The sequence below is a fragment of the Streptomyces sp. NPDC055239 genome (assembly GCF_053606205.1).
Genome location: NZ_JBSGRD010000002.1, coordinates 930,279 through 952,017, shown reverse-complemented (window position 1 = coordinate 952,017; position 21,739 = coordinate 930,279). Strand labels below are relative to the sequence as shown.

The 21,739-nt window shown below is 70.0% G+C and carries 18 protein-coding genes; 12 read left to right on the top strand and 6 right to left on the bottom strand.

All coding sequences use genetic code 11. The features are described from left to right. Positions 1-15: 15 nt before the first annotated feature. Positions 16-3,009 (bottom strand): bifunctional [glutamine synthetase] adenylyltransferase/[glutamine synthetase]-adenylyl-L-tyrosine phosphorylase, encoded by a 2,994-nt coding sequence (locus tag ACWFRJ_RS10430; RefSeq protein WP_453526787.1) that lies wholly within the window; start codon positions 3,007-3,009, stop codon positions 16-18. A gap of 118 nt (positions 3,010-3,127) precedes the next feature. Here ACWFRJ_RS10430 and ACWFRJ_RS10425 point away from each other — a divergent pair, with 118 nt between their 5' ends. Together ACWFRJ_RS10425 and ACWFRJ_RS10420 are read left to right on the top strand one after the other, a co-directional pair. Continuing rightward, positions 3,128-3,670 (top strand): pyridoxamine 5'-phosphate oxidase family protein, encoded by a 543-nt coding sequence (locus ACWFRJ_RS10425; RefSeq protein ID WP_453526784.1) that lies wholly within the window; start codon positions 3,128-3,130, stop codon positions 3,668-3,670. A 72-nt stretch (positions 3,671-3,742) separates the two neighbouring features. Continuing rightward, entirely contained in the window at positions 3,743-4,180 is a 438-nt protein-coding gene (locus ACWFRJ_RS10420; protein ID WP_453526781.1) for a VOC family protein, read from the top strand. A gap of 104 nt (positions 4,181-4,284) precedes the next feature. Here ACWFRJ_RS10420 and ACWFRJ_RS10415 read toward each other — a convergent pair whose 3' ends face one another. Next, positions 4,285-5,646: a glutamine synthetase family protein gene (locus ACWFRJ_RS10415; protein WP_160504710.1), complete on the bottom strand. Its 1,362-nt coding sequence runs from the start codon at positions 5,644-5,646 to the stop codon at positions 4,285-4,287. Between the two features lie 324 nt (positions 5,647-5,970). Here ACWFRJ_RS10415 and ACWFRJ_RS10410 point away from each other — a divergent pair, with 324 nt between their 5' ends. Both ACWFRJ_RS10410 and ACWFRJ_RS10405 read left to right on the top strand, forming a co-directional pair. After that, positions 5,971-6,636, top strand: coding sequence for a DUF3105 domain-containing protein (locus ACWFRJ_RS10410; RefSeq protein WP_453526777.1), 666 nt, complete (start codon positions 5,971-5,973; stop codon positions 6,634-6,636). Further along, positions 6,633-7,256 carry a DUF305 domain-containing protein gene (locus ACWFRJ_RS10405; RefSeq protein ID WP_453526774.1) on the top strand — a complete coding sequence of 208 codons (624 nt, stop codon included), beginning with the start codon at positions 6,633-6,635 and terminating at the stop codon, positions 7,254-7,256. The genes ACWFRJ_RS10410 and ACWFRJ_RS10405 overlap by 4 nt, the downstream gene beginning before the upstream one ends. A 108-nt stretch (positions 7,257-7,364) precedes the next feature. Here the strand turns inward: ACWFRJ_RS10405 and ACWFRJ_RS10400 are convergent, their stop codons facing one another. Beyond that, positions 7,365-8,336: a hydroxyacid dehydrogenase gene (locus tag ACWFRJ_RS10400; protein WP_453527210.1), complete on the bottom strand. Its 972-nt coding sequence runs from the start codon at positions 8,334-8,336 to the stop codon at positions 7,365-7,367. A gap of 407 nt (positions 8,337-8,743) precedes the next feature. On the opposite strand from ACWFRJ_RS10400, the gene ACWFRJ_RS10395 reads away from it, so the two are divergent. From ACWFRJ_RS10395 to ACWFRJ_RS10375, 5 genes are all read left to right on the top strand, one after another. Further along, positions 8,744-9,598 (top strand): ABC transporter permease, encoded by an 855-nt coding sequence (locus ACWFRJ_RS10395; protein WP_190081452.1) that lies wholly within the window; start codon positions 8,744-8,746, stop codon positions 9,596-9,598. A gap of 110 nt (positions 9,599-9,708) precedes the next feature. Continuing rightward, positions 9,709-10,572 carry a carbohydrate ABC transporter permease gene (locus ACWFRJ_RS10390; RefSeq protein WP_453526771.1) on the top strand — a complete coding sequence of 288 codons (864 nt, stop codon included), beginning with the start codon at positions 9,709-9,711 and terminating at the stop codon, positions 10,570-10,572. Between the two features lie 66 nt (positions 10,573-10,638). Next, positions 10,639-12,276, top strand: coding sequence for an extracellular solute-binding protein (locus tag ACWFRJ_RS10385; protein ID WP_453526767.1), 1,638 nt, complete (start codon positions 10,639-10,641; stop codon positions 12,274-12,276). A 150-nt stretch (positions 12,277-12,426) separates the two neighbouring features. Next, positions 12,427-13,494 carry a LacI family DNA-binding transcriptional regulator gene (locus tag ACWFRJ_RS10380; RefSeq protein WP_453526764.1) on the top strand — a complete coding sequence of 356 codons (1,068 nt, stop codon included), beginning with the start codon at positions 12,427-12,429 and terminating at the stop codon, positions 13,492-13,494. Positions 13,495-13,681: 187 nt separating this feature from the next. Then, positions 13,682-14,257 carry a hypothetical protein gene (locus ACWFRJ_RS10375; protein WP_453526761.1) on the top strand — a complete coding sequence of 192 codons (576 nt, stop codon included), beginning with the start codon at positions 13,682-13,684 and terminating at the stop codon, positions 14,255-14,257. 311 nt (positions 14,258-14,568) lie between these two features. Here the strand turns inward: ACWFRJ_RS10375 and ACWFRJ_RS10370 are convergent, their stop codons facing one another. Together ACWFRJ_RS10370 and ACWFRJ_RS10365 are read right to left on the bottom strand one after the other, a co-directional pair. Then, entirely contained in the window at positions 14,569-15,402 is an 834-nt protein-coding gene (locus tag ACWFRJ_RS10370; RefSeq protein WP_453526758.1) for an alpha/beta hydrolase, read from the bottom strand. Next, the gene (locus ACWFRJ_RS10365) at positions 15,399-16,163 is read right to left on the bottom strand and encodes a DUF998 domain-containing protein (protein ID WP_453526755.1); all 765 of its coding nucleotides are present in this window, start codon (positions 16,161-16,163) and stop codon (positions 15,399-15,401) included. Before ACWFRJ_RS10365 ends, ACWFRJ_RS10370 begins: the two co-directional genes overlap by 4 nt. A gap of 70 nt (positions 16,164-16,233) precedes the next feature. Between ACWFRJ_RS10365 and ACWFRJ_RS10360 the strand changes: the two genes are divergently transcribed. From ACWFRJ_RS10360 to ACWFRJ_RS10350, 3 genes are all read left to right on the top strand, one after another. After that, positions 16,234-16,725, top strand: a complete 492-nt coding sequence (locus tag ACWFRJ_RS10360; protein WP_453526752.1) for a hypothetical protein — start codon at positions 16,234-16,236, stop codon at positions 16,723-16,725. A 111-nt stretch (positions 16,726-16,836) separates the two neighbouring features. Next, positions 16,837-18,495 carry a multicopper oxidase family protein gene (locus ACWFRJ_RS10355; RefSeq protein WP_453526749.1) on the top strand — a complete coding sequence of 553 codons (1,659 nt, stop codon included), beginning with the start codon at positions 16,837-16,839 and terminating at the stop codon, positions 18,493-18,495. Positions 18,496-18,585: 90 nt separating this feature from the next. Next, positions 18,586-20,340 (top strand): NAD+ synthase, encoded by a 1,755-nt coding sequence (locus ACWFRJ_RS10350; protein ID WP_453526746.1) that lies wholly within the window; start codon positions 18,586-18,588, stop codon positions 20,338-20,340. Between the two features lie 47 nt (positions 20,341-20,387). On the opposite strand, the gene ACWFRJ_RS10345 is transcribed toward ACWFRJ_RS10350, so the two are convergent. Then, a complete protein-coding gene (locus tag ACWFRJ_RS10345) occupies positions 20,388-21,605 on the bottom strand; it encodes an MFS transporter (protein WP_453526743.1) in 1,218 nt (405 codons plus the stop codon). Positions 21,606-21,739: the final 134 nt, after the last annotated feature.

The following is a 21,739-nucleotide window of genomic DNA, read 5'->3' as shown; positions in this document are numbered from 1 at the left end:
GACATCCATGCCCGCCTACGCCCCGTAGAAGCGCTCCTCCATCACGGCCCGCGCCCTGCGCGTGGTCCGCCGGTAGTCGTCGAGCATGTCCCCCACATGCCCGGGGTCGTACCCCAAGTACCGCCCCACGGCCGCCAGTTCGCGCCCGTCCGAGGGGAACGTGTCGCCCGCCCGGCCGCGCACCAGCATCACCGCGTTGCGCACCCGTGCGGCCAGGACCCACGCCTCGTCCAGGATCGCCGCGTCCTCGGACGGGATCAGCTCCGCCGCGCAGGCCGCCGCGAGGGCCCGGCGGGTGCGGGTCGTGCGCAGGCCCGGTTCGGCCCAGCCGTGGGTCAGCTGCATGAGCTGGACGGTCCATTCGACGTCCGAGAGACCGCCGCGGCCCAGTTTGGTGTGGAGGGTCGGGTCGGCGCCGCGCGGCATCCGTTCCGCCTCCATACGGGCCTTCAGGCGGCGGATCTCGCGGACCGCGTCCTCGCCGAGGCCCTCCGCCGGATAGCGCAGCGGGTCCACGAGCTCGATGAAGGCCTGGCCCAACTCGGCGTCGCCCGCGACCGGTTCTGCCCGCAGCAGCGCCTGGGACTCCCAGACGAGTGACCAGCGGCGGTAGTAGGCCTCGTACGAAGCGAGCGTCCGCACCAGAGGGCCGCTCTTGCCCTCCGGGCGCAGGTCCGCGTCGATCAGCAACGGCGGGTCCGCACTCGGGAGTTGGAGAAGCCTGCGCATCTCCGAGACCACCTGGGCCGCCGCCTTCGCCGCCTCGTGGTCACCGACGCCCTCGCGCGGCTCGTGGACGAAGAGGACGTCCGCGTCCGAGCCGTAGCCCAGTTCGTGGCCGCCGAAACGGCCCATGCCGATCACCGCGAACCGCACCGGCAGCGTGTCGCCCCAGCCTTCGCGGACCACCGCGCGCAACGTCCCCGCGATCGTCACCGCCGTGAGGTCGGAGACCGCGTCGCCCACCCGGTCCAGGAGCACGCCGGGGTCGGCCGCCGCGGGGCTCTCCTCCGTGCCGTACGAGCCGATGATGTCCGCCGCCGTCGTACGGAACAGCTCGCGGCGGCGGACGCCTCGCGCCGCCGTCACCGCCTTCTCGGCGCCGTCCGCGCGGCCCACCGCGGCCAGGGTCTCCTGCTCCAGGTGGGCGTGGTCGCGCGGTTCGAGACCTCGCAGGTCGCCGAGGAGGGCCACCGCTTCGGGGGCGCGCAGGAGGAGGTCAGGGGCCAGACGTCCGGCGGACAGGACGCGGGCCAGGTTCTCGGCCGCCGCGCCCTCGTCACGCAGGAGCCTCAGATACCAGGGGGTCTTGCCGAGCGCGTCGGACACCTTGCGGAAGTTCAGGAGGCCCGCGTCGGGGTCCGCCGAGTCCGCGAACCAGCCGAGCAGCACGGGGAGCAGGGTGCGCTGGATCGCCGCCTTGCGCGTGACGCCCGAAGCCAGCGCCTCCAGGTGACGCAGCGCGGCGGCGGGGTCGTGGTAGCCGAGGGCGACCAGGCGCGCGCGGGCCGCCTCCGTACTCAACCGGGTCTCCACGGGGGCGAGTTGAGCGACAGCGTCCAGGAGTGGACGGTAGAAGAGCTTCTCGTGCAGGCGGCGTACGACCGAGGTGTGCCGCTTCCACGCACGGTTCAGCTCGGTGATCGGCTCCATCCGCATGCCCAGGGAACGGCCGATGCGCCGCAGGTCCGCGTCGTCCTCGGGGATCAGATGGGTGCGCCGCATCTTGAACAGCTGGATGCGGTGCTCCAGGGAGCGCAGGAAGCGGTACGCGTCGTCGAGCTGAACGGCGTCCACGCGCCCCACGTAACCGCCGGCCGCGAGCGACTCGAGGGCCACCAGGGTCGAGCCGCTGCGGATCGAGGTGTCACCGCGACCGTGCACCAACTGCAGTAGCTGTACGGCGAATTCGACGTCCCGCAGACCACCCGGGCCCAGCTTCACCTCGCGGTCGACCTCGCCCGCCGGGATGTTCGCCACCACCCGGCGGCGCATCTTCTGCACGTCGGGCACGAAGTTGTCGCGCTCGGCCGCGTGCCAGACGAGGGGCGCGAGCGTGGTGACGTACTCCTCGCCCAGGGCCAGGTCACCGGCGACCGGGCGGGCCTTGAGGAGCGCCTGGAACTCCCAGGTCTTGGCCCAGCGCTGATAGTAGGCGAGGTGGCTGCTGAGGGTGCGTACCAGGGGGCCGTTGCGGCCCTCCGGGCGGAGGTTGGCGTCGACCGGCCAGATGGTGCCCTCGACCGTGGTCTCCGAGCAGATCCGCATCATGTGCGAGGCGAGCCGGGTGGCGGCCTGGACCGCCTCGCCCTCCTCGGCGCCGTCCGCCGCCTCGCCGACGAAGATGACGTCGACGTCCGACACGTAATTCAGCTCGTGGCCGCCGCACTTGCCCATCGCGATGACCGCGAGCCTGCACTGCGCGGCGTCCGCGGGGGCCGCCGTCTCGGCCATGGTGAGCGCGGCGCGCAGGGTCGCCGTCGCGAGGTCCGCGAGCTCGGCCGCAGCCTCGGCGACGTCCGTCGTGCCGCAGACGTCACGTGCCGCTATGGCGAGCAGGCAGCGGCGGTAGGAGACGCGGAGCAGGTCCGGGTCGGTGGCGTCCTCGAGGCCGCGCTCGAACTCCTCGACGCCGGGGTGCAGGTCGGCAAGCTCGTACGTGGCCAGGGCCCGCCAGTCGCCGGGGTGCCGGGCCAGGTGGTCGGCCAGGGCCTCGGAGGCGCCGAGCACGCCGAGCAGCCGGTCACGCAGCGGCTTGGCGCTGACCAGGGTGTCGAGCAGCTCCCGGCGGCTGAGGTCGTCGGGCTGGCCCTCGACGAGGCGCAGGAGGCCGAGGAGTGCCAGGTCCGGGTCGGCGGCGGCGCTCAGGGCGTCGAGCAGCACCGGGTCGGTGCGCACCGAGGACAGCTCGGGAGCCCCGAGGAGCCGTTCGGCGGCTGACGGATCAGTGAAACCATGCCGCAGCAGCCGCGTGAACATACTGCTTCTGCGCCCTTGCGGCACCGTCATCCCCGCGCCTCCATTCGATCACTCCTGGATCGAGCCTACGGCCTGACCGATGAGTTCTGCCCGCGTGCGCGGTCCATCCTTGGACAGGAGCACTGGTGCCGACGCCTGGAGACGGATCATGCCGAGCAGGGAACCCCGTAGCAAGGAACCTCGCAGCAAGGAACCTCGTACGGAACTGGATGCCCGATACAGCAGTGCGGGTGCCGTGGCGACCCCCTGGCCCGACGCGCTGCGGCAGCTCAGGGACGCCGAGCTCTTCTGGATCTCGACCGTACGCCCCGACGGCCGACCGCACGTCACGCCGCTGCCCGCGGTCTGGCTGGACGGCGCATTGCACTTCTGCACGGGCCCCGAGGAGCGCAAGGCACGGAACGTGGCGGCCAACCCGGAGGTCGTGCTGACCACGGGCGTCAATCTCTGGGACAAGGGTTACGACCTGGTCGTCGAGGGCGCCGCGGTGCGGATCACCGACGAGGACAGGCTGCGGCCCCTCGCGGTGGCGTGGGAGGAGAAGTACGGCAGTTTCTGGCACTACGAGGTGCGGGACGGCTGCTTCCACCACGGAGCGGGCCATGCGTACGTCTTCGAGGTGGCCCCCCGCACCGCCTTCGGCTTCGGCAAGGGCGAACCGTTCAGCCAGACGCGGTGGCGCTTCGCGTGAGGGGGCTGCGACCCCGGAGCGGACGGCGCCGTTCACGCTGACAGGGACCCGGCGCCCTGATGTACTCGGCCCATGGAATACACACTCGAGGTGATCCCGCTCCCCGTCAGTGACGTCGACCGGGCGAAGGAGTTCTACCGCGACAAGCTCGGCTTCCACGTCGACATCGACCAGGAGGTCATGCCGGGCATGCGCATCGTCCAGCTGACCCCGCCGGGCTCCGGCTGCTCCATCGCCCTCACCGACACCCTCTGGGACACGATGGTGGAAGGACCCACCCCGGCCCCCGGTTCCTACCAGGGCCTCCAACTCTGCGTAGCCGACGCGAAGGCGGCGCATGCCGAGCTGACGGCACGCGGCCTGGAGATCACCGAGCCGGTGGCCCATGCCCCGCAGGACGGCGGGACGTTCATGTACTTCAAGGACCCCGATGGCAATGGGTGGGCGATCCAGGAGTATCGCGTCCGGGCGACTACCTCACTGCGGGACGCGATTGTGAGCGCCCCTTAGCGGCGCGCAAAGAAGCCGCGGACGCATCTGCCCGATTGCTCGGCAGACGCGTCCGCGGCTTCTTTGTGATTGCTCGCGCAGTTCCCCGCGCCCCTTACGGGGCTCTACAGCACCGGCAAGTTCTTCCGCAGCTCAAAGGCCGTGACTTCCGACCTGTACTCCTCCCACTCCTGCTTCTTGTTGCGCAGGAAGAAGTCATAGACGTGCTCGCCCAGCGTCTCCGCGACCAGTTCGCTGCGTTCCATCAGTGCGATCGCCTCGCCCAGGTTCTGCGGGAGCGGCTCGATGCCCATCGCGCGGCGTTCCGCGTCGCTCAGGGCCCATACGTCGTCGTCGGCGCCCGGCGGGAGTTCGTAGCCCTCCTCGATGCCCTTGAGGCCGGCGGCGAGCAGGACCGCGTACGTCAGGTAGGGGTTCGCGCCCGAGTCGATCGAGCGGACCTCCACGCGCGCCGAGCCCGTCTTGCCGGGCTTGTACATGGGGACGCGGATCAGCGCGGAGCGGTTGTTGTGGCCCCAGCAGATGTACGAGGGGGCTTCGCCGCCCGCGCCCGCCGTGCGCTCCGAGCCGCCCCAGATGCGCTTGTAGGAGTTCACCCACTGGTTGGTGACCGCGGAGATCTCGGCGGCGTGCTTCAGGAGGCCCGCGATGAAGGAGCGGCCCACCTTGGAGAGCTGGTACTCGGATCCTGACTCGTAGAACGCGTTGCGGTCGCCCTCGAAGAGAGAGAGGTGCGTGTGCATGCCCGAGCCGGGGTGCTCGGAGAACGGCTTCGGCATGAAGGTCGCATTGACCCCTTGCTCAAGGGCGACCTGCTTCATGACCAGGCGGAACGTCATGATGTTGTCGGCGGTGGAGAGCGCGTCCGCGTAACGGAGGTCGATCTCCTGCTGGCCCGGCGCGCCCTCGTGGTGGCTGAACTCGACCGAGATGCCCATGGATTCGAGCATCGTGATGGCCTGGCGGCGGAAGTCCATCCCGACGTTCTGCGGGGTGTGGTCGAAGTAGCCGGAGTTGTCGGCGGGGGTGGGCCGCGAACCGTCGAGCGGCTTGTCCTTCAGGAGGAAGAACTCGATCTCGGGGTGGGTGTAGAAGGTGAACCCGAGGTCGGAGGTCTTCGCGAGGGCCCGCTTGAGCACGTAGCGCGGGTCCGCGAAGGACGGGGAGCCGTCCGGCATGAGGATGTCGCAGAACATCCGGGCGGTGCCGGGGGCCTCCGCACGCCAGGGCAGGACCTGGAACGTCGACGGGTCCGGCTTGGCGATCATGTCCGACTCGTACACCCGGGCGAATCCCTCGATCGCCGAGCCGTCGAAGCCGATGCCCTCGTCGAAGGCCTGCTCCAGCTCGGCGGGAGCCACCGCGACCGATTTCAGGAAGCCGAGGACATCCGTGAACCACAGGCGTACGAACCGGATGTCGCGCTCCTCGAGAGTCCGGAGCACGAATTCCTGCTGCTTGTCCATCTTCCGCTTCCACCCATCCTTGCTGGTCAGGCCGCCTGCGTCCGTGTCGATTCCGCATCTGAGGACACATCGGGGCACTCGAGCATCCCACCACACGGTTTCAGGCGCGTTGCGGGCCATGTGCCGCCCTGTGCCCATAGTGCCTGCTGATCGGCGCGCCCGTAACAGCGGGCGGCGCGGACTGCCCCTACAGCCCGCCGGGCTCGCCCATTACGATCAGCGAACCGCTCCACCACGTTCCGCACGTTCCGCATGAGCCGCATGTTCCGCCACGCGCGTCCCGCCCTTTACGTCGATACAGCCGTTACCGCCGAAGGACACATCATGGGTTCCGCCAAGAACACGAGCACCGCGTCCCGCAAAGCCCGAATAGAGGAGATGCGCAAGGCCGAGCGCGCACGTGATCGCCGTGGCCGCGTCATCACGATCACTCTGAGCGCGGTGGTGGTCGCCGCTCTCGCCGTGGGCGGTGTCGTCCTCTTCCAGAAGGCCGATGATTCCGACACGGCGGCCTCCGACGGGAAGTCCGCGCCGACGTTCAAGACGACCGCGGACGGCGAGAAGGTCTGGGACGCGAAGAAGCTGGGCCGCACCCACGTCACCAAGGACGTCAGCTACGCGATGACCCCGCCGGTGGGCGGCGACCACGACCAGGTCTGGATGAACTGCAACGGCGACGTCTACAAGGACGAGCTCCCCGAGCGCAACGCCGTGCACTCCCTGGAGCACGGCGCCGTCTGGGTGACGTACAACGACGAGGCGAAGCCCGCCGACCTGAAGAAGCTGGAGCAGAAGGTCAAGCAGACGCCCTACTCCCTGATGAGTCCGGTCAAGGACCAGAAGGACCCGGTCATGCTGTCGGCCTGGGGCCACCAGCGCACGGTGACCGGCGCGGCCGACCCGAAGGTCGACTCCTTCTTCTCCAGCTACGTACAGGGCAAGCAGACCCCTGAGCCGGGGGCCGCCTGCACGGGTGGCAAGGCCAAGTGAGGCGGCGCACCTGCTGGGCCGTGGGCGCCGCCGCCGCGGTGATCGTGGCCGGCGGCGGGATCACGGTCGCCGTGGCCTCCTCGCACGGCTCGTCCGGCACGTCCGCCCCGGCCACGGAGTCCGCCGACGCGGGGTTCGCCCGGGACATGGCGACGCATCACCAGCAGGCCGTGGAGATGTCGTACATCGTGCGCGACCGTACGAAGGACGAGGAGATCCGGCGCCTCGCGTACGACATCGCCCAGACGCAGGCGAACCAGCGCGGCATGCTGCTCGGCTGGCTCGACCTGTGGGAGCTGCCGAAGGTGCCCCAGGGCGCTCCGATGGAGTGGATGGGGATGGGCGACATGCCGCCGGGCGAGGACGGTGCGCTGATGCCGGGGATGGCGACCAATACGGAGCTGAAGAAGCTGGGGAAGTTGGACGGGCGGGCCGCCGAGGTGCGGTATCTCCAGCTGATGATCAAGCATCACAAGGGCGGGATCCATATGGCCGAGGGGTGCGTCGACCGGTGCGAGGTGGGGGTCGAACTCCGGCTCGCGCAGGGGATGGTGGACTCACAGGAGTCGGAGATCGAGCTGATGACGGATCTGCTGAAGGCGCGGGGCGCGAAGCCGTGACGCTCCCCGATCGCCGGACGGGCCGGGTACCCGGCCCGTCCGGCGATTGCGGACGAACTCGGCGGAGCCGGTGACGACGGCACGCGAGGCCCGGGCGCAGCCCTCCCCTCAAGCCATCCGCGGCAAGTCCTCCCTCAGCAACCGCCCCCGCAGCTCCTCCCCCCGCACGAACCGCTCGACCTCCCCCACCGCGTACTCCCCGAGCCTGCGCACCTCGCTCCCCTGCGCCCCGGCTACATGCGGGGTGACCAGTACGTTCGGCAGCACCAGCAAGGGATGCCCCGCAGGCAGCGGCTCGGGGTCCGTCACGTCCAGGAACGCGTCGAGGCGCCCCGACCCGCACTCCCTGGCCAGCGCCTCCGTGTCGACCAGTGCGCCCCGCGCCGTGTTGATGACAGTGCCGCCGTCCGGGATCAGTTTCAGCATCTCCTCGCTCACCATGCCGAGCGTCTCGGGGAGTTGGGGCGCGTGGACGCTGACGATCGAGCTGCTTCGGCACAGCTCCGAGAGGTCGACGAGCTCCACGCCGAGCCCTGCCGCCTCCTCCCGCGAGACGTACGGATCGGTGAGCAGCACCCGCAAGGCCGCGTCGGAGGCGCGCAGCGCCGCGATGACCCCGCGGCCGATGCGGGACGCACCGATGATGCCGATGGTGCGGGCGTCCGCGCCGTTCCGTTCGGTGAAGGGCGGCCACCCGGCGGTGTAGCCCGCCGCGGTCGAAAGCGCGCCCTTCGAGGCGAAGGTGATCGCGGCGAGCGTGTAGGCCACGACGGGCCCCGCGTTCGCGTCGGCCGCCGACGAGACCGCCACGCCCCGGTCCCACAGCGCGTCGGTCACCACGGGTTTCACCGACCCCGCGGCATGTACGAGGGCCCGCAGCCGGGGTGCGTGCGCGAGGACCTCCGCCGTGACCGGCGGGCAGTTCCAGCCCGTGACCAGGATCTCCGTGTCGGCGAGCACCGCCCGCGCGTCGGCTCCGGTGAGCGGCCCGGTGAGCAGGGCGGGCGCCAACTCCACGCTGCGGGCCAGCCGTTCGCGGATGTCGGGCGCGAACACCCGGTCGGCCACCTCCGCGCTCATGGCGAGTGCGGTGACCGCCGGTCTGGTCGCCGGTCCGGCATCCGCACCGGCCGCCGCACTGATCGCCTGACTGATCGGTGGAGCCTTCAACTCTGCCTGGTCTGCCACGCGTGACCATCCCTCGTAGTAACCGGTTACCCAACAGCGCCTGGAGGCTAGGCCGAAGTCGGGACGGTGGTCAAGAGATCGCGGGGTCAAGGGGGTTGACCAGGCTTAGTAACCGCTTTAGATTCCGGTCACCTTGTTCCGACGACGGAGGGGCTGCCGTGTCAGCGGTGATGAAGGACCGGACGGAAACCGAGGCGGTGAAGCCGCCCGGCAAGCGCAGTAACGTGCCAAATGGCAACAAAATACGGCGTGATGAGCGATGGAAACGGTTTCGCTCCTCGCGAGTCCTGCTGCTGCTCATGGTGCCGGGGGTCGCGTACTTCCTGGTGTTCCACTACGGCGCGTTCATCGGGAACGCCGTCGCCTTCAAGGAGTACGTCCCCTTCGACGGCCTCTGGGCCAGCCCCTGGGTCGGCTTCGAGAACTTCGACCGGATGTTCGGCGACCCGGACTTCTGGCACGCGACCTGGAACACGCTCTTCCTCGCGGTGCTCCAGCTGGTCTTCTTCTTCCCGGTCCCGCTCGGCCTCGCCCTGCTCCTGCACAGCCTGACCTCGGACCTGACGCGGCGCTTCGTGCAGTCGGTGGTCTATCTGCCGCACTTCCTGTCGTGGGTCATCGTCGTCGCCCTGTTCCAGCAGGTGCTCGCCGACACCGGCCTGCTCAACTCCGTGCTCGGGCAGGCGGGTCTGCACTCCGTCGACATCATCGGCAACCCTGACGCGTACCCCGCGCTCGTCGTCGCACAGGTCGTCTGGAAGGACGCCGGCTGGGGCACGATCATCTTCCTCGCCGCGCTGATGCAGGTGGACGAGCAGCAGTACGAGGCCGCCGCCATCGACGGCGCGGGCCCCTGGCGCCGCTTCTGGCACGTGACGCTGCCGTCCATCCGGCCTGTCGTCATCCTGCTGCTGATCATGCGGCTCGGCGACATCCTCTCCGTCGGCTTCGAGCAGATGCTGCTGCAACGGCAGTCGGTCGGTCCCGAGGCGGGTGAGGTGCTCGACACCTTCGTCTTCTGGCAGGGCATCGTCGGCGGCGACACCGGATACGCCGCGGCGGCAGGCCTGTTCAAGGGCGTGGTCGGCGCGATTCTCGTCTTCGCGGCCAACAAGGTCGCCCATCGCCTCGGCGAGCAGGGGGTCTACAAGTGAGCACGAGCACGAAAACCGCCGCGATACGCCCCGGACGACCGGCGCGCCCGGCGCGACCTGTCCGCCCCGGGCGCCCCACCCGCCCTGTGCGCCCCACCCGCCCCTCCTGGATGGAGAAGCCGAAGCCGGTCACCCAGGTGGCCAAGGCCCTGGCGATCGTCACCATCCTGGTCATGGTCTTCGTGCCGTTCCTCGTCATCATCTCGACGTCGTTCGCCTCGAACCGCGAGGTCATCGCCAACGGCGGCTGGGTCCTGTGGCCCACGCACCCGACCCTGCGCGCCTACGAGCAGGTCTTCGAGGGCGGCATCGTCACGAAGGCGCTCGGGGTCAGTGCCGCCGTCACGATCATCGGCACCCTCGCCTCACTCGCGTGCACCACGTTCCTGGCGTACGCGCTGAGCCGCCCCAAGGTGTACGGCGGAAAGCCGATCCTGCTTATCGTCCTCTTCACGTTCCTCTTCCCGCCCGGCATGATCCCCGCGTTCCTCCTCGTCAAGGGCATGGGAATGCTGGAGAGCTACAGCTCCCTGATCGTCCCCCTCCTCATCAACGTCTTCAATCTGGTCGTCCTGCGCGGCTTCTTCCAGGGCGTGCCCGAGGAGCTGTACGAGGCGGCGCGGCTCGACGGCGCGAACGACTGGCAGATCCTGTGGCGGGTCGTGCTCCCGCTCTCGAAGGCGGCCCTCGCGGTGGTCGGTCTCTTCTACGCGGTGAGCTACTGGAACGCCTGGTTCCATGCCTCGATCTATCTGGAGTCCGACCACTGGCCGCTCCAGCAGGTCCTGCGTACGTACGTCATGGGCGGCTCGCAGATCGCGGACACCGGACTGAGCGACGCGTCGAACGTCTCGGCCCCGCAGACGATGCAGATGGCCGTCCTGGTGATCGCCACCGTGCCGATCCTGATCGTCTACCCCTTCCTCCAGAAGTACTTCACCAAGGGCGTGCTCACGGGCGCCATCAAGAGCTGAGCCACCTCTCTCAAGACTCTCAAGACTCCGCACGTCCGAAAGGTTGACACTGTGTCCGGTTCCTCGATGTCGCGCCGTACGCTGCTGCGCTCCATAGCCGTCGGCGGGGCCGCGGTCGCGGCCCCCTCCCTGCTCACCGCCTGCTCCACGGATTCGAGCGGCGGCGGTTCGGTCAGCAACGCCAACAAGAAGGCGACGCCCTGGCCGACGTACACACCCGCCAAGGGCCCGAAGCCCGACCTCGCGCCCAGCGCCGATGGCGTACAGCCGGGCTTCACCAAGTACCCCGAGAAGCTGGTCGCCGCGACGGCCGAGAAGCCGGGCAACGGCAAGCAGAAGATCAAGGTCATGACCATCACCTACGGCACCCCGCCGAAGCCGGTCGGATCGAACAAGTTCTGGCAGGCGATGAATGAAGCCCTCGGTGTCGAGGTCGAGTTCTCGGTCGTGCCGGACGCGGACTTCCGCTCCAAGATGTCGACGCTGATGTCCGGCGACGACCTGCCCGACATGATCAACTTCGGTGGCGGCTACGTCCTGCCGCGCGAGTCGCAGTTCGTGAAGTCGCGGTGCGCCGACCTCTCGGAGCACCTGTCGGGCGACGCGGTGAACGACTACCCGAACCTCGCCAACATCCCCACGTACGCGTGGGAGGGCATGGGCCGCGTCTCCGGTGGCATCTACGGCCTTCCGATCGAGCGCGCCAAGGTGCAGGGCGCGATGTTCATCAACAGCGAGGCCTTCGACAAGGCGGGCTACAAGCCGGGCATGTCGGCGGCCGACTTCCAGACGATGGCGCGCGAGGGCTCGCAGAACAAGAAGTACGCGCTCGGCGCCTCGTCGGTCGGCTTCTTCGGCTACCTCTACCACGCGATGTGGCACGGCGCGCCGAACCAGTGGCAGATCAAGAACGGCAAGGTCACCGACATGTTCGGGACCGACGAGTTCAAGGCCGCCCTTGAGTACATGTCCAAGATGCGCAAGGCGGGCTCGTACAACTCCGACGCCACCTCGATCTCCCAGGTCGACCTCAAGACCCAGTTCCAGAACGGCACGGTCCGCTCGATGACGGACGGCTGGGGCGCGGTCATCTCCAACGCGCAGGGCATCAAGGACGAGTTCACGCTGGACGCCGCGGTGCCGTACGTGGTCGACGGCGCGACGCCCGTCTACCAGCAGAACCGCGGCTGTTTCGGCTACACCGTCATCAAGAAGGCCTCCAAGGACCGCGTCAAGCTGATGCTGCGGGTCCTGGACTGGCTGGCGTCGCCGTTCGGCTCCAAGGAGTACGAGCTGATGCACTCGGGCGTCGAGGGCACGCACTTCGAGTACAACAAGCACGGCGACCCGATCGCCAACTCCCTCGGCCTGGTGGAGAACAGGACGAACCTCCCCTTCGCCTACCTCATGGACGCACCGCAGCCGCTGTACTTCCCCGGCTTCGCCGATCTCACCGAGCGGCTGCACACGTGGGAGAAGGCCGTGGTGCCGCAGCTCGTGCGCGACGACCACTGGGGTCTGATGTCGGACACGTACAACCGGCAGGGCGCGTCCATGCAGCAGGTCATCGAGGACGGCGTCACGGCGATCGTTTCGGGCCGCAAGAAGCTGTCCGACTGGGACGCCGTATACAAGAAGTGGCAGACGCAGGGTGGCGCGAAGGCGCACGAGGAGTTCGCGAAGGAGTACGAGGCGGCGCACTGATTCCGGATTCCGGGCGGGCGCGGGATGCTTGCGGGCGCGGGATGATGGTCCGGGGGCGGGCTGCCTTGGGGGCAACCCGGCTCCGGATTCTGCTACTTGCCTACTTGACGGCGTTGACGGCGTGAGGACTTGAGGACTTGAGGAGACACAGTGGGTGAGCGGGTCACCATCCGCGACGTGGCGGCGCGGGCGGGCGTCTCGGTCGCGACCGTCTCGCGGGTCCTCGCGGGCAACTACCCGACGTCTACGGCGTCGCGCGCGAAGGTGCTGCGGGCGGTCAAGGACCTCGACTACGTCGCCAACGCGCACGCGCGTGCCCTGGCGGGCGCGGGCCGCAAGACGATCGCGGTGCTCATGTTCGAGCTGGTGAGCTCCTTCTACGCCCATGTCGCACAGGGCGTGGAGATGGAGGCCGCCCAGCGTGGCAGGCTCACGCTCGTCGCGTCGACGAACAGCGATCCGGCCCGGGAGCTCGCCCTGGTGCAGATGATGCGCGAACAGGCCGCCGAGGCGGTGGTGCTCGTGGGCGGTGTCATCGAGGACGACGAGTACCGCGAGCGGATGTCGCGGTACGCGGAGGCGCTCGCCGCGGCGGGCTCCCGGCTGATCCTGTGCGGGCGTCCGGCACCGGCGCCGGATGTCCCCGCGCTGGTCGTCGAGTACGACAACGAGGCGGGCGCGTACGCGATCACGAGCCACCTGCTCGGCGCGGGCCACCGCAAGATAGCCCTGATCGGCTACCGGCCAGGACACACCACGGGCGACGCCCGTGTCGCCGGTTACCTGCGCGCGCTCGCCGACCACGGGGTGCCGCGCGAGGAGGCGATCCTGCACGGCATCGGCTTCGGGCAGAACCACGGGTACGAGGCGATCATGGACCTCCTCAAGAAGGCGGACGGAAGGCCGGACTTCACGGCGGTCTTCGCGGGCGACGACAGGGTGGCCGCGGCCACGATGATCGCGCTGCGGGAGTACGGGCTCCGGGTGCCGGAGGACGTCTCGGTGGTCGGCTACAACGACGACCCGGTGGCCGCGGACATCACTCCCGGCCTCACGACCGTGCACATCCCCGCGGAGGAAATGGGCCGAACAGCGGTCCGCCTCGCACTGGCGGGCGCGCCTCGCTCCGGCCAGGAGAGGCACCTGCTGGGAACGCACATCGTGATCCGGGAGAGCGTACGGGGGCTCCGGGAGAGCCGGGGGGACGGGGCTTCTTAGCGTTCCCCGCACGGGTACTTGCACGGGTACTTGCGCGAGTACGTGCAAGAGCACTTGCCGGTGTCTCGTCGGCTCTGGTGGTTCTCGCCCTGTCCGGCTGCTCCTCCGACTGGGGCTGCACCGACACGTCGGCGGAGCGGGAGCCTGCCGCTTCTGCCTGCCACTACCGTGCCCTACGGTTGCCCGCATGACGTCATCGCCCTCCCTGCTCGGCATGCTCCGCAGCGACCCGAAGGCCGCGGAACTCGCCGAGTGGCCCTTCGGCTTCGACACGGGCGTCGCACGCTATGGGCCGATCACCCACGTGGAGCCGGTGCACCTCGCCTCGGGCGAGCCGCTGGAGGCGATCGCCAAGGACGGCGGAGGCGGCACGTACTTCCTGTGCGGGGCCGGTGACGGCGAGGACCGGCCCGTGCTGTTCGCCGACTCCGAGGGCTCGGCCGGGATCGTCGGTGCCAACCTCCTTGACGCGCTGCTGCTGATGGCCGTGCTGCCCTGCGCGGATCGGGCAGTGAACCTGGAGAGCCAGGGGCAGGCTGTGGACGAGGCGATGCTCCTTGCCCTGCGGGAGGAGGAGGACGAGGAGCTCAGGGAGGCGGCCGACATGGACGACCTGCCCGAGCGCCGGGCCGAGTTCCTCGACCGTCTCGGGCTGATCCCGCCGCCGCTCATCGAGCTCCTGGACCGGGCTCGCGAGGCCGCCGCCCTGGACCCCTCATACGTACTCCTCAACGAGTACGAATACGCGTACCAACAGGGCTGACCTGCGCGGTTGCTTCCTGGTCGACTGCGCCGAACCGCTCGTCGACGTCCGGGGCATTCGCCGCCGCTCCGCGACGGGAGTCAGGGGGGCGGGGCAGGCATCCATCCGCCATGCGCCATCTCAAACCACTGCTCCGCGCGACGGAGAGTCCCCACCTGCCACCCGATTGATGCCGGGCAATCGGGTGGGTGGGAGGGAAAAATCCGCCGCGAAGCGGTGGTTCAGGGCCCCGGCCATCGGACGTTCCGCGGGTCACGCACACTGCCGGGTAACCGGGGTGGGAGGGAAAAATCCGCCGCGGAGCGGCGGTCTCACCGGGATGTGGACAGCACCGCCTCCGCCACGCCCCCCGGGGCGTCCCGCATCAGCAGGTGGCCTGATGGCGACGCCACGCGGAAGTCCGCGTCGAGCGAGGCGGCGAGGGCTCGCTGCCGGTCGAGCCATCTCGTCCCGCCCCCCGAGTACGCGGCGAGCACCGTCACCGGAAGTTGCCCGGGGAGGGAGAACTCACCGCGGAGGGAGGCAAGTTCGGCCGCCATGTCGCCGTACGTCGCGTACTCCAGGAGCGACCCCCGCCACACGCGACTCGCCCCGTAGACCCGCCTCACCCCATCCGCCGACGCCAAGTCACCCCACACCGCCACCCTCCGCAGGCCAGGCCCCACCGCCCGCGGCAGTCCCACCCCGCCGAGTACCGCCCCGCACACCCGCGCCGCCCCCACCCGCACCCCGCGCGGAACCCGTACCCCCGGTCGCTCCTCGACGCTGGAGTCGGCCAGGACCAGGCCCGACGTGCGCGACGGAAAGAGGCGGGCGAACGCCTCGCAGTGGAAGCCCGCGAGCGAGTGTCCGACCACCGTGGCCGGACCGGGCAGGCCCACCGCGTCCAGGATCCGCACGATCCGCTCGGCCTCGCCGACAAGCGTGCGTGCCACGCGCGCGTGCCCGCTCAGTCCCGCCCCCGGCCGGTCGAAGCGGACGACCGTGCGCCACGGGGCGAGGCGCTCCACCACCGCGTCCCAGTCGAACCACGCCAACCCGAGCCCCGCGCTCAGCACACACACAGGCCCGCTCCCCGTCACCTCCACGTGGTGCGGCACCCCGGTCCCACCCCCGGCCCCACCCCCGATCCGTACGAAACTCATGCTCGACGTGCCGCCGCAGCCACCGCACGCGCCAGCAGCCCCAGCCAGAGCGCGATCAGCAGTACCTGGAGCCGCTGCCCCACCCCCATCGCCCACGTGCCGTACCCCGCGTCGAAGGCGGCGATGGCCGCCAAGGTCCAAGTCGTCGCGGCCAGTTCGAGGAGTACGAGGAGTACGAGGAGGAGACCCAGGGGGTCCGCGAGGGAGGGCACCGCCCCGTACCTCCGCGCCGCGAGCGTCAGCACCACCATCCCCACAAGCGCCCCCGTCACCGCGACACTGCTGCTCACCACGTGCGCCGCATGCGTCCCGGGCACGAGCCCCGCCCGCTCCCTCGCCTCGCAGACCGCGTCGGCGGTCGGCGCGCAGCTCATCGGCAGCCGGGAGTCGACAACGGTGGCCGCTCCGAAGAGCGCGATCCCCGCCCACCCCACGACCGTGCCCCACCGGCGCGGCAGCCACAGCAGCGCGCCCACCGCGCCCGCGAGGATCAGCAGGCCCGCGGTCAGGTCGGTCGTGCGGAACAGCGTGCTGTACGGCTGGTCGCGGGCGGCGAGTTCACTCACGTACGAACTCACCGGCGACAGCCCCGTCCCGAGGAACGGTTCGAGGACCCACGCGCTGTAGGCGACCGCGCCGAGCGCCAGCAGGAGGGGGACGGCGGTGGCGGCGCGAGCGGTGGTGAGACGGAACGGCTGCCGGTGATCGGGAGGAAGTAGCTGCTGCTGTAGCTTTTGTGACGGTTTCGCCGTAATCGTCATGGGGTCATGATCAGTGGAGTACCCGGGGCCCGCATGTCGCCGAATACCCGCCGGGGGTAAGGTTTCGCCCATGGCGGTCACGAGGAGATCGAAGAGATCGGCGAACGGCGGACAGCTCCTGCTGCTCGCCGCGCTGCTCTTCGGCATCGTGACGATGCATACGCTCGGCCACCCGACCAGCCACGGCAGCGGCCACGGCAGCAGCAGCGCAAGCGATCAAGCAGCGATGCAGGAAAGTCCCGCCCCCAGCAGGCATTCAGCCCTCCCGGGCGGGACTTTCCTGCAACCCGGCATGGCGATGCCGGACACGCCCGAGGCGACTTCGGCCCACGTGGCCGCATCCGCATCCGCACCCGCCGGAATGGGCGGGATGGACCCGCTCTCCGTGTGCCTGGCCGTCCTCGCCGCGCTCACCCTCGTACTGCTCCTGAAGGCAGGCCTGCTGCGCCCCGGCGGCTTCGCCGCTCCCGCGCGGCCACTCGCCCGGCTCCTCGACGGACTCCGGCCCAATCCGCCACCGCCCCGCATACTCCTCTCCCGTCTCTCTGTGCTGCGCATTTAGGCCGCCGCACCGGCTGCTTCACGCTGCCCGCGCCTTCGGGCGTCGAGCGGTATGTCAGAAGCAGCGGATGCGCCCATCCGCACGCACCACCACGACGAGGTGTACTCAGCCATGCGCGATCAACCCCTGCGCACCCTTTCGAATCGAACCCCTTCGCGTCGAACCCCTTCACGGCGCACCCTGCTCGGCGCCGCGACCGCCGTCGCCGGTTCGGGAATCCTGACGGCCTGTTCCGGCTCCGGTCAGGACTCCGGCCACGCCGGGCACGGCGGCGGTTCCGAGCCCGAGGCGCGTCCCGAGGGCCGTCCCGAGGGCTATGTCGACCCCTCCGGCAAGGAAGTCGCCGACGCGGAGAAGAAGCGAGCCGGCGGCGGCGCGGTCCGCGAGGTGAAGCTCATGGCCATGAAGGCCAAGCTCGACCTCGGCGACCGCACGGTCAGCACCTGGGCGTACGGCGACCAGCTGCCCGGCAAGGAAGTCCGCGTCACCGCGGGCGACACCCTCGCCCTCACGCTCGCCAACCACCTCCCCCAGGCCACGTCCCTGCACTGGCACGGCCTTGCCCTGCGCAACGACATGGACGGCGTCCCCGGCCTCACTCAGAAGGCGATCAAGCCGGGCGCCGACTTCACCTACCGCTTCGCGGTGCCGCACCCGGGGACCTACTGGTTCCACCCCCACTCGGGCACCCAGCAGGACCGCGGTCTGTACGCGCCGCTGATCGTCGAGGACCCCAAGGAGCCCTTGAAGTACGACAAGGAGTGGGTCGTCGTCCTTGACGACTGGGTCGACGGGGTGGACGGTTCGACACCGGACGGCGTACTCGCGGAGCTCAGCAAGGGCATGAGCGGCCACGACATGGGCGGCGACGACACCGGCGGCCACGACATGTCCAACATGTCGCTGCGGACCGACGCGACGCCCAAGCCCTCAGGGCCTTCCCGCATGATGATGGGCGCCAAGAGCGACCTGCTCGGCGGGGACGCGGGTGACGTGGCGTACCCGTACTACTTGATCAACGGCCGTACGCCGGAAGCCCCTTCCTCCTTCAAGGCCCGCCCCGGCGACCGCATCCGCCTGCGCATCATCAACGCGGGCGGCGACACGGCCTTCCGGGTGGCGCTCGGCGGCCACGAGATGACGGTGACGCACACGGACGGCTTCCCCGTGGAGCACGCGAAGACGGACGCGCTGCTGCTCGGCATGGGCGAGCGCTATGACGTCCTGGTCACCGCCAAGGACGGCGCGTTCCCGCTCACCGCGGCGGCCGAGGGCAAGAAGGCGTCCGGCCTCGCGATCCTCCGCACGGGCGGCGGCGCGGCGCCCTCCGCATCGACCCGGCCCAAGGAGCTGAAGGGCCGCCTCCTGACGGCGGACAAGCTGCGGGCGGCGCAGTCGGTCGGCCTCCGGTCCCGCAAGCCGGACCGGACGATCAGGATCCAGCTGACCGGCGGGATGGCGAAGTACGACTGGGCCTTCGACAAGAAGCCCTACTCCCCCGACCAGCGCCACCCCGTCCGCGCGGGCGAACGTGTCCGTCTGGTCTTCGCCAACTCGACGTCGATGTGGCACCCGGTCCATCTGCACGGCCACACGTTCGGCCTGGCGAACGTGGCGGGCGGCCCCCGCAAGGACACCGCGGTCATCCTGCCGAACGGCACCCTGGCGGTGGACTTCGACGCCGACAACCCGGGCCTGTGGATGATCCACTGCCACAACGTCTACCACTCGGAGGCGGGAATGATGACGGTCCTCGGCTACCGCAGCTGACCGTCGGACCCGTGGGGCGTCCCCTTTCAGTGGGGCGCCCCACACCCTCCCCGGGGGCATCGCGTCGCTTTGACGATTACACTGGGGACCGTGCCTCAACTACGCCTCGCCCTGAATCAGATCGACTCGACCGTCGGCGATCTCGCCGGGAACGTCGAGGCGATCGTCCACTGGACCCGGCACTCCGCCGAGCAGGGAGCGCACCTCGTCGCGTTTCCCGAGATGGCGCTGACCGGCTATCCCGTCGAGGACCTCGCTCTGCGGTCGTCCTTCGTCGACGCCTCGCGCAAGGCGCTTCGCACGCTCGCGGCGCGGCTGAACGACGAGGGGTACGGCGAGCTGCCGGTCGTCGTCGGCTATCTCGACCGCACCGAGGAGGCCAAGCCGAAGTACGGCCAGCCCGCGGGCGCCCCGCGTGACGCCGCCGCCGTGCTGCACCGCGGCGAGGCGATCCTGACGTACTCCAAGCACCACCTGCCGAACTACGGCGTCTTCGACGAGTTCCGCTACTTCGTGCCGGGCGAGACCCTGCCGATCGTGCGCGTGCACGGCGTCGACGTGGCGCTCGCCATCTGCGAGGACCTCTGGCAGGACGGTGGCCGCGTCCCGGCGACGCGCACCGCGGGGGCTGGCCTCCTGCTCTCGATCAACGCGTCGCCGTACGAGCGGAACAAGGACGACCAGCGCCTCGAGCTTGTGCGCAAGCGCGCGCAGGAGGCCGGCTGCACCACCGCCTATCTCGCCATGATCGGCGGCCAGGACGAGATCGTCTTCGACGGCGACTCGGTCGTCGTGGACCGGGACGGCGAAGTCATCGCGCGGGCGCCGCAGTTCTCCGAGGGCTGTGTGGTCCTCGATCTGGAGCTGCCCGCCGCCGCTGCCGAGCCGCCGTCGGGCATCGTGGACGACGGTCTGCGGATCGAGCACGTCACCGTCTCGCAGGAGCCCGTCGCCGCGTACGATCCCGAGCTCACCGGCGGGTACGCCGAGCGGCTCGACGACGACGAAGAGGTGTACTCGGCGCTGGTCGTCGGACTGCGTGCGTACGCCGCGAAGAATGGGTTCAGCAGCGTACTGATCGGCCTGTCCGGAGGCATCGACTCCGCGCTCACCGCCGCGATCGCCTGCGACGCGCTCGGCGCACAGAACGTGTACGGCGTCGCCATGCCGTCCCGCTACTCGTCGGACCACTCGATCAGCGACGCGGAAGACCTGGCCAGGCGGACCGGACTGAACTTCCGGACCGTGCCGATCGGCCCGATGTTCGACGCGTACATGGGGTCGCTCGGCCTGACCGGGCTCGCCGAGGAGAACCTCCAGTCGCGGCTGCGCGGCACGATGCTGATGGCCCTCTCCAACCAGGAGGGCCACATCGTCCTGGCCCCGGGCAACAAGTCCGAGCTCGCGGTGGGGTATTCGACGCTGTACGGCGACTCGGTCGGGGCGTACGGGCCGATCAAGGACGTCTACAAGTCCCTGATCTTCCGGCTCTCCGAGTGGCGCAACCGCGCTGCCGTCGACCGGGGGCAGACCCCGCCGATCCCGGAGAACTCCATCAGCAAGCCGCCGAGCGCGGAGCTGCGGCCCGACCAGGTGGACACGGACTCGCTGCCGGACTATCCCGTCCTCGACGCGATCCTGGAGATGTACGTCGACCGCGACCAGGGCGCGGACGCGATCGTGGCCGCCGGGTACGACCGGGAGCTGGTCGTCAAGACGCTGCGGATGGTGGACACCGCCGAGTACAAGCGGCGGCAGTACCCGCCGGGCACGAAGATCTCCGCGAAGGGCTTCGGCAAGGACCGACGCCTTCCGATCACCAATCGGTGGCGCGAGTCCGTCTGACGGTGCGGTGGGTGGGAGCCGCCCCACCCACTCACCCGGATACCGGGTTACCCGGCGTGGGACGTCTCACGGTCGGACACCGAGTGCGCCGCCACCAAGCGGCCACCGCCGGACACAGGCGACCGCAGGTCGACCAGGTACGCCACTCCGGCCACAGCAAGGCCGAGCACCGCGAGGACCGCGCCCGCCACCGCCGGTGACGTCACGCCGAAGCCCGCGGCCAGCGCGAGGCCGCCGATCCAGGCTCCGCCCGCGTTGGCGAGGTTGAACGCCGCCTGGTTCGCGGACGAGGCGAGGGACGGGGCCGCGGACGCCTTCTCCATGACCATCAGCTGCAGGGGCGAACCCGTCGTGAACGCCGCCATGCCGAGCAGCGTCACCGCGATCGCGGCGCTCCACGCCGCCCCCATCAGGAGCGGGAACAGGGCGAGGACCACGACGAGCGCCGTGAGTCCGCCGAAGAGCGTGCCCCGCAGGGAGTGGTCGGCGAGTCGGCCCCCGAGCAGGTTGCCCGCCGTCGCGCCGACGCCGAAGAGCGCGAGCAGCAACGTAACGCTGGATTCGGCGTAGCCCGCCGCGTCCGTGAGCATGGGCGTCACATAGCTGTACGCGGAGAACAGCGCCCCGAAACCGGCGACGGTCGTACCGAGCGCGAGCCACACCGGAACGCTGCCGAGCGCGCGGATCTCGCCGCGCAGGCCGCCGCTCTCGCCGTGGCCGTGGTCGGCGGGGACGAGGAGGGCGAGCGCCGCTATGGCCACCAGGCCGATCGCGCTGACCGCGAGGAACGTCGCGCGCCAGCCGAGCTGCTGCCCCATGGCCGTGGCCACGGGCACGCCCACGATGTTGGCGACGGTCAGGCCGAGGAACATGAGCGAGACCGAGCGCGCCTTGCGCTCGGGAGCCACCAGGCCGGTGGCGACCACCGCGCCGACGCCGAAGAACGCGCCGTGCGGGAGGCCGCTCAGGAAGCGGGCGGCCATCAGCCAGTGGTAGTCGGGGGCCGCGGCCGAGAGCGCGTTGCCCGCGACGAAGAGCACCATCAGGCCGATGAGGACCCGGCGGCGCGGCATGCGCGCGGTGACGGCGGCGAGCAGCGGGGCGCCGATGACGACGCCCAGGGCGTACGCGGAGACCAGGTGACCGGCGCTGGGGATGGATATGCCCAGGTCGTCAGCGACGTTGGGCAGCAGGCCCATCATCACGAACTCGGTCGTGCCGATGCCGAAGGCGCCCACAGCTAGGGCGAGCAGGGCCAGGGGCATGAAGAACCTTCCGGGGAGCGCGAGAGGAGTGCGGGGGAGCAGCAGGACAGCTGCGAGGGGGACGGATGTTCCGTAAGTTTACTAGCGGAACAAAGCCTCTCAGGCCCAGTATTCCGTGAGGTTAAGAACGGATG

Coding starts and splice junctions, on each gene's coding strand:
- ACWFRJ_RS10430 (WP_453526787.1), bottom strand. CDS start 3,009: ATGACGGTGCCGCAAGGGCGCAGAAGCAGTATGTTCACGCGGCTGCTG.
- ACWFRJ_RS10425 (WP_453526784.1), top strand. CDS start 3,128: ATGCCGAGCAGGGAACCCCGTAGCAAGGAACCTCGCAGCAAGGAACCT.
- ACWFRJ_RS10420 (WP_453526781.1), top strand. CDS start 3,743: ATGGAATACACACTCGAGGTGATCCCGCTCCCCGTCAGTGACGTCGAC.
- ACWFRJ_RS10415 (WP_160504710.1), bottom strand. CDS start 5,646: ATGGACAAGCAGCAGGAATTCGTGCTCCGGACTCTCGAGGAGCGCGAC.
- ACWFRJ_RS10410 (WP_453526777.1), top strand. CDS start 5,971: ATGGGTTCCGCCAAGAACACGAGCACCGCGTCCCGCAAAGCCCGAATA.
- ACWFRJ_RS10400 (WP_453527210.1), bottom strand. CDS start 8,336: ATGAGCGCGGAGGTGGCCGACCGGGTGTTCGCGCCCGACATCCGCGAA.
- ACWFRJ_RS10395 (WP_190081452.1), top strand. CDS start 8,744: ATGGTGCCGGGGGTCGCGTACTTCCTGGTGTTCCACTACGGCGCGTTC.
- ACWFRJ_RS10390 (WP_453526771.1), top strand. CDS start 9,709: ATGGAGAAGCCGAAGCCGGTCACCCAGGTGGCCAAGGCCCTGGCGATC.
- ACWFRJ_RS10385 (WP_453526767.1), top strand. CDS start 10,639: ATGTCGCGCCGTACGCTGCTGCGCTCCATAGCCGTCGGCGGGGCCGCG.
- ACWFRJ_RS10375 (WP_453526761.1), top strand. CDS start 13,682: ATGACGTCATCGCCCTCCCTGCTCGGCATGCTCCGCAGCGACCCGAAG.
- ACWFRJ_RS10370 (WP_453526758.1), bottom strand. CDS start 15,402: ATGAGTTTCGTACGGATCGGGGGTGGGGCCGGGGGTGGGACCGGGGTG.
- ACWFRJ_RS10365 (WP_453526755.1), bottom strand. CDS start 16,163: ATGACGATTACGGCGAAACCGTCACAAAAGCTACAGCAGCAGCTACTT.
- ACWFRJ_RS10360 (WP_453526752.1), top strand. CDS start 16,234: ATGGCGGTCACGAGGAGATCGAAGAGATCGGCGAACGGCGGACAGCTC.
- ACWFRJ_RS10355 (WP_453526749.1), top strand. CDS start 16,837: ATGCGCGATCAACCCCTGCGCACCCTTTCGAATCGAACCCCTTCGCGT.
- ACWFRJ_RS10345 (WP_453526743.1), bottom strand. CDS start 21,605: ATGCCCCTGGCCCTGCTCGCCCTAGCTGTGGGCGCCTTCGGCATCGGC.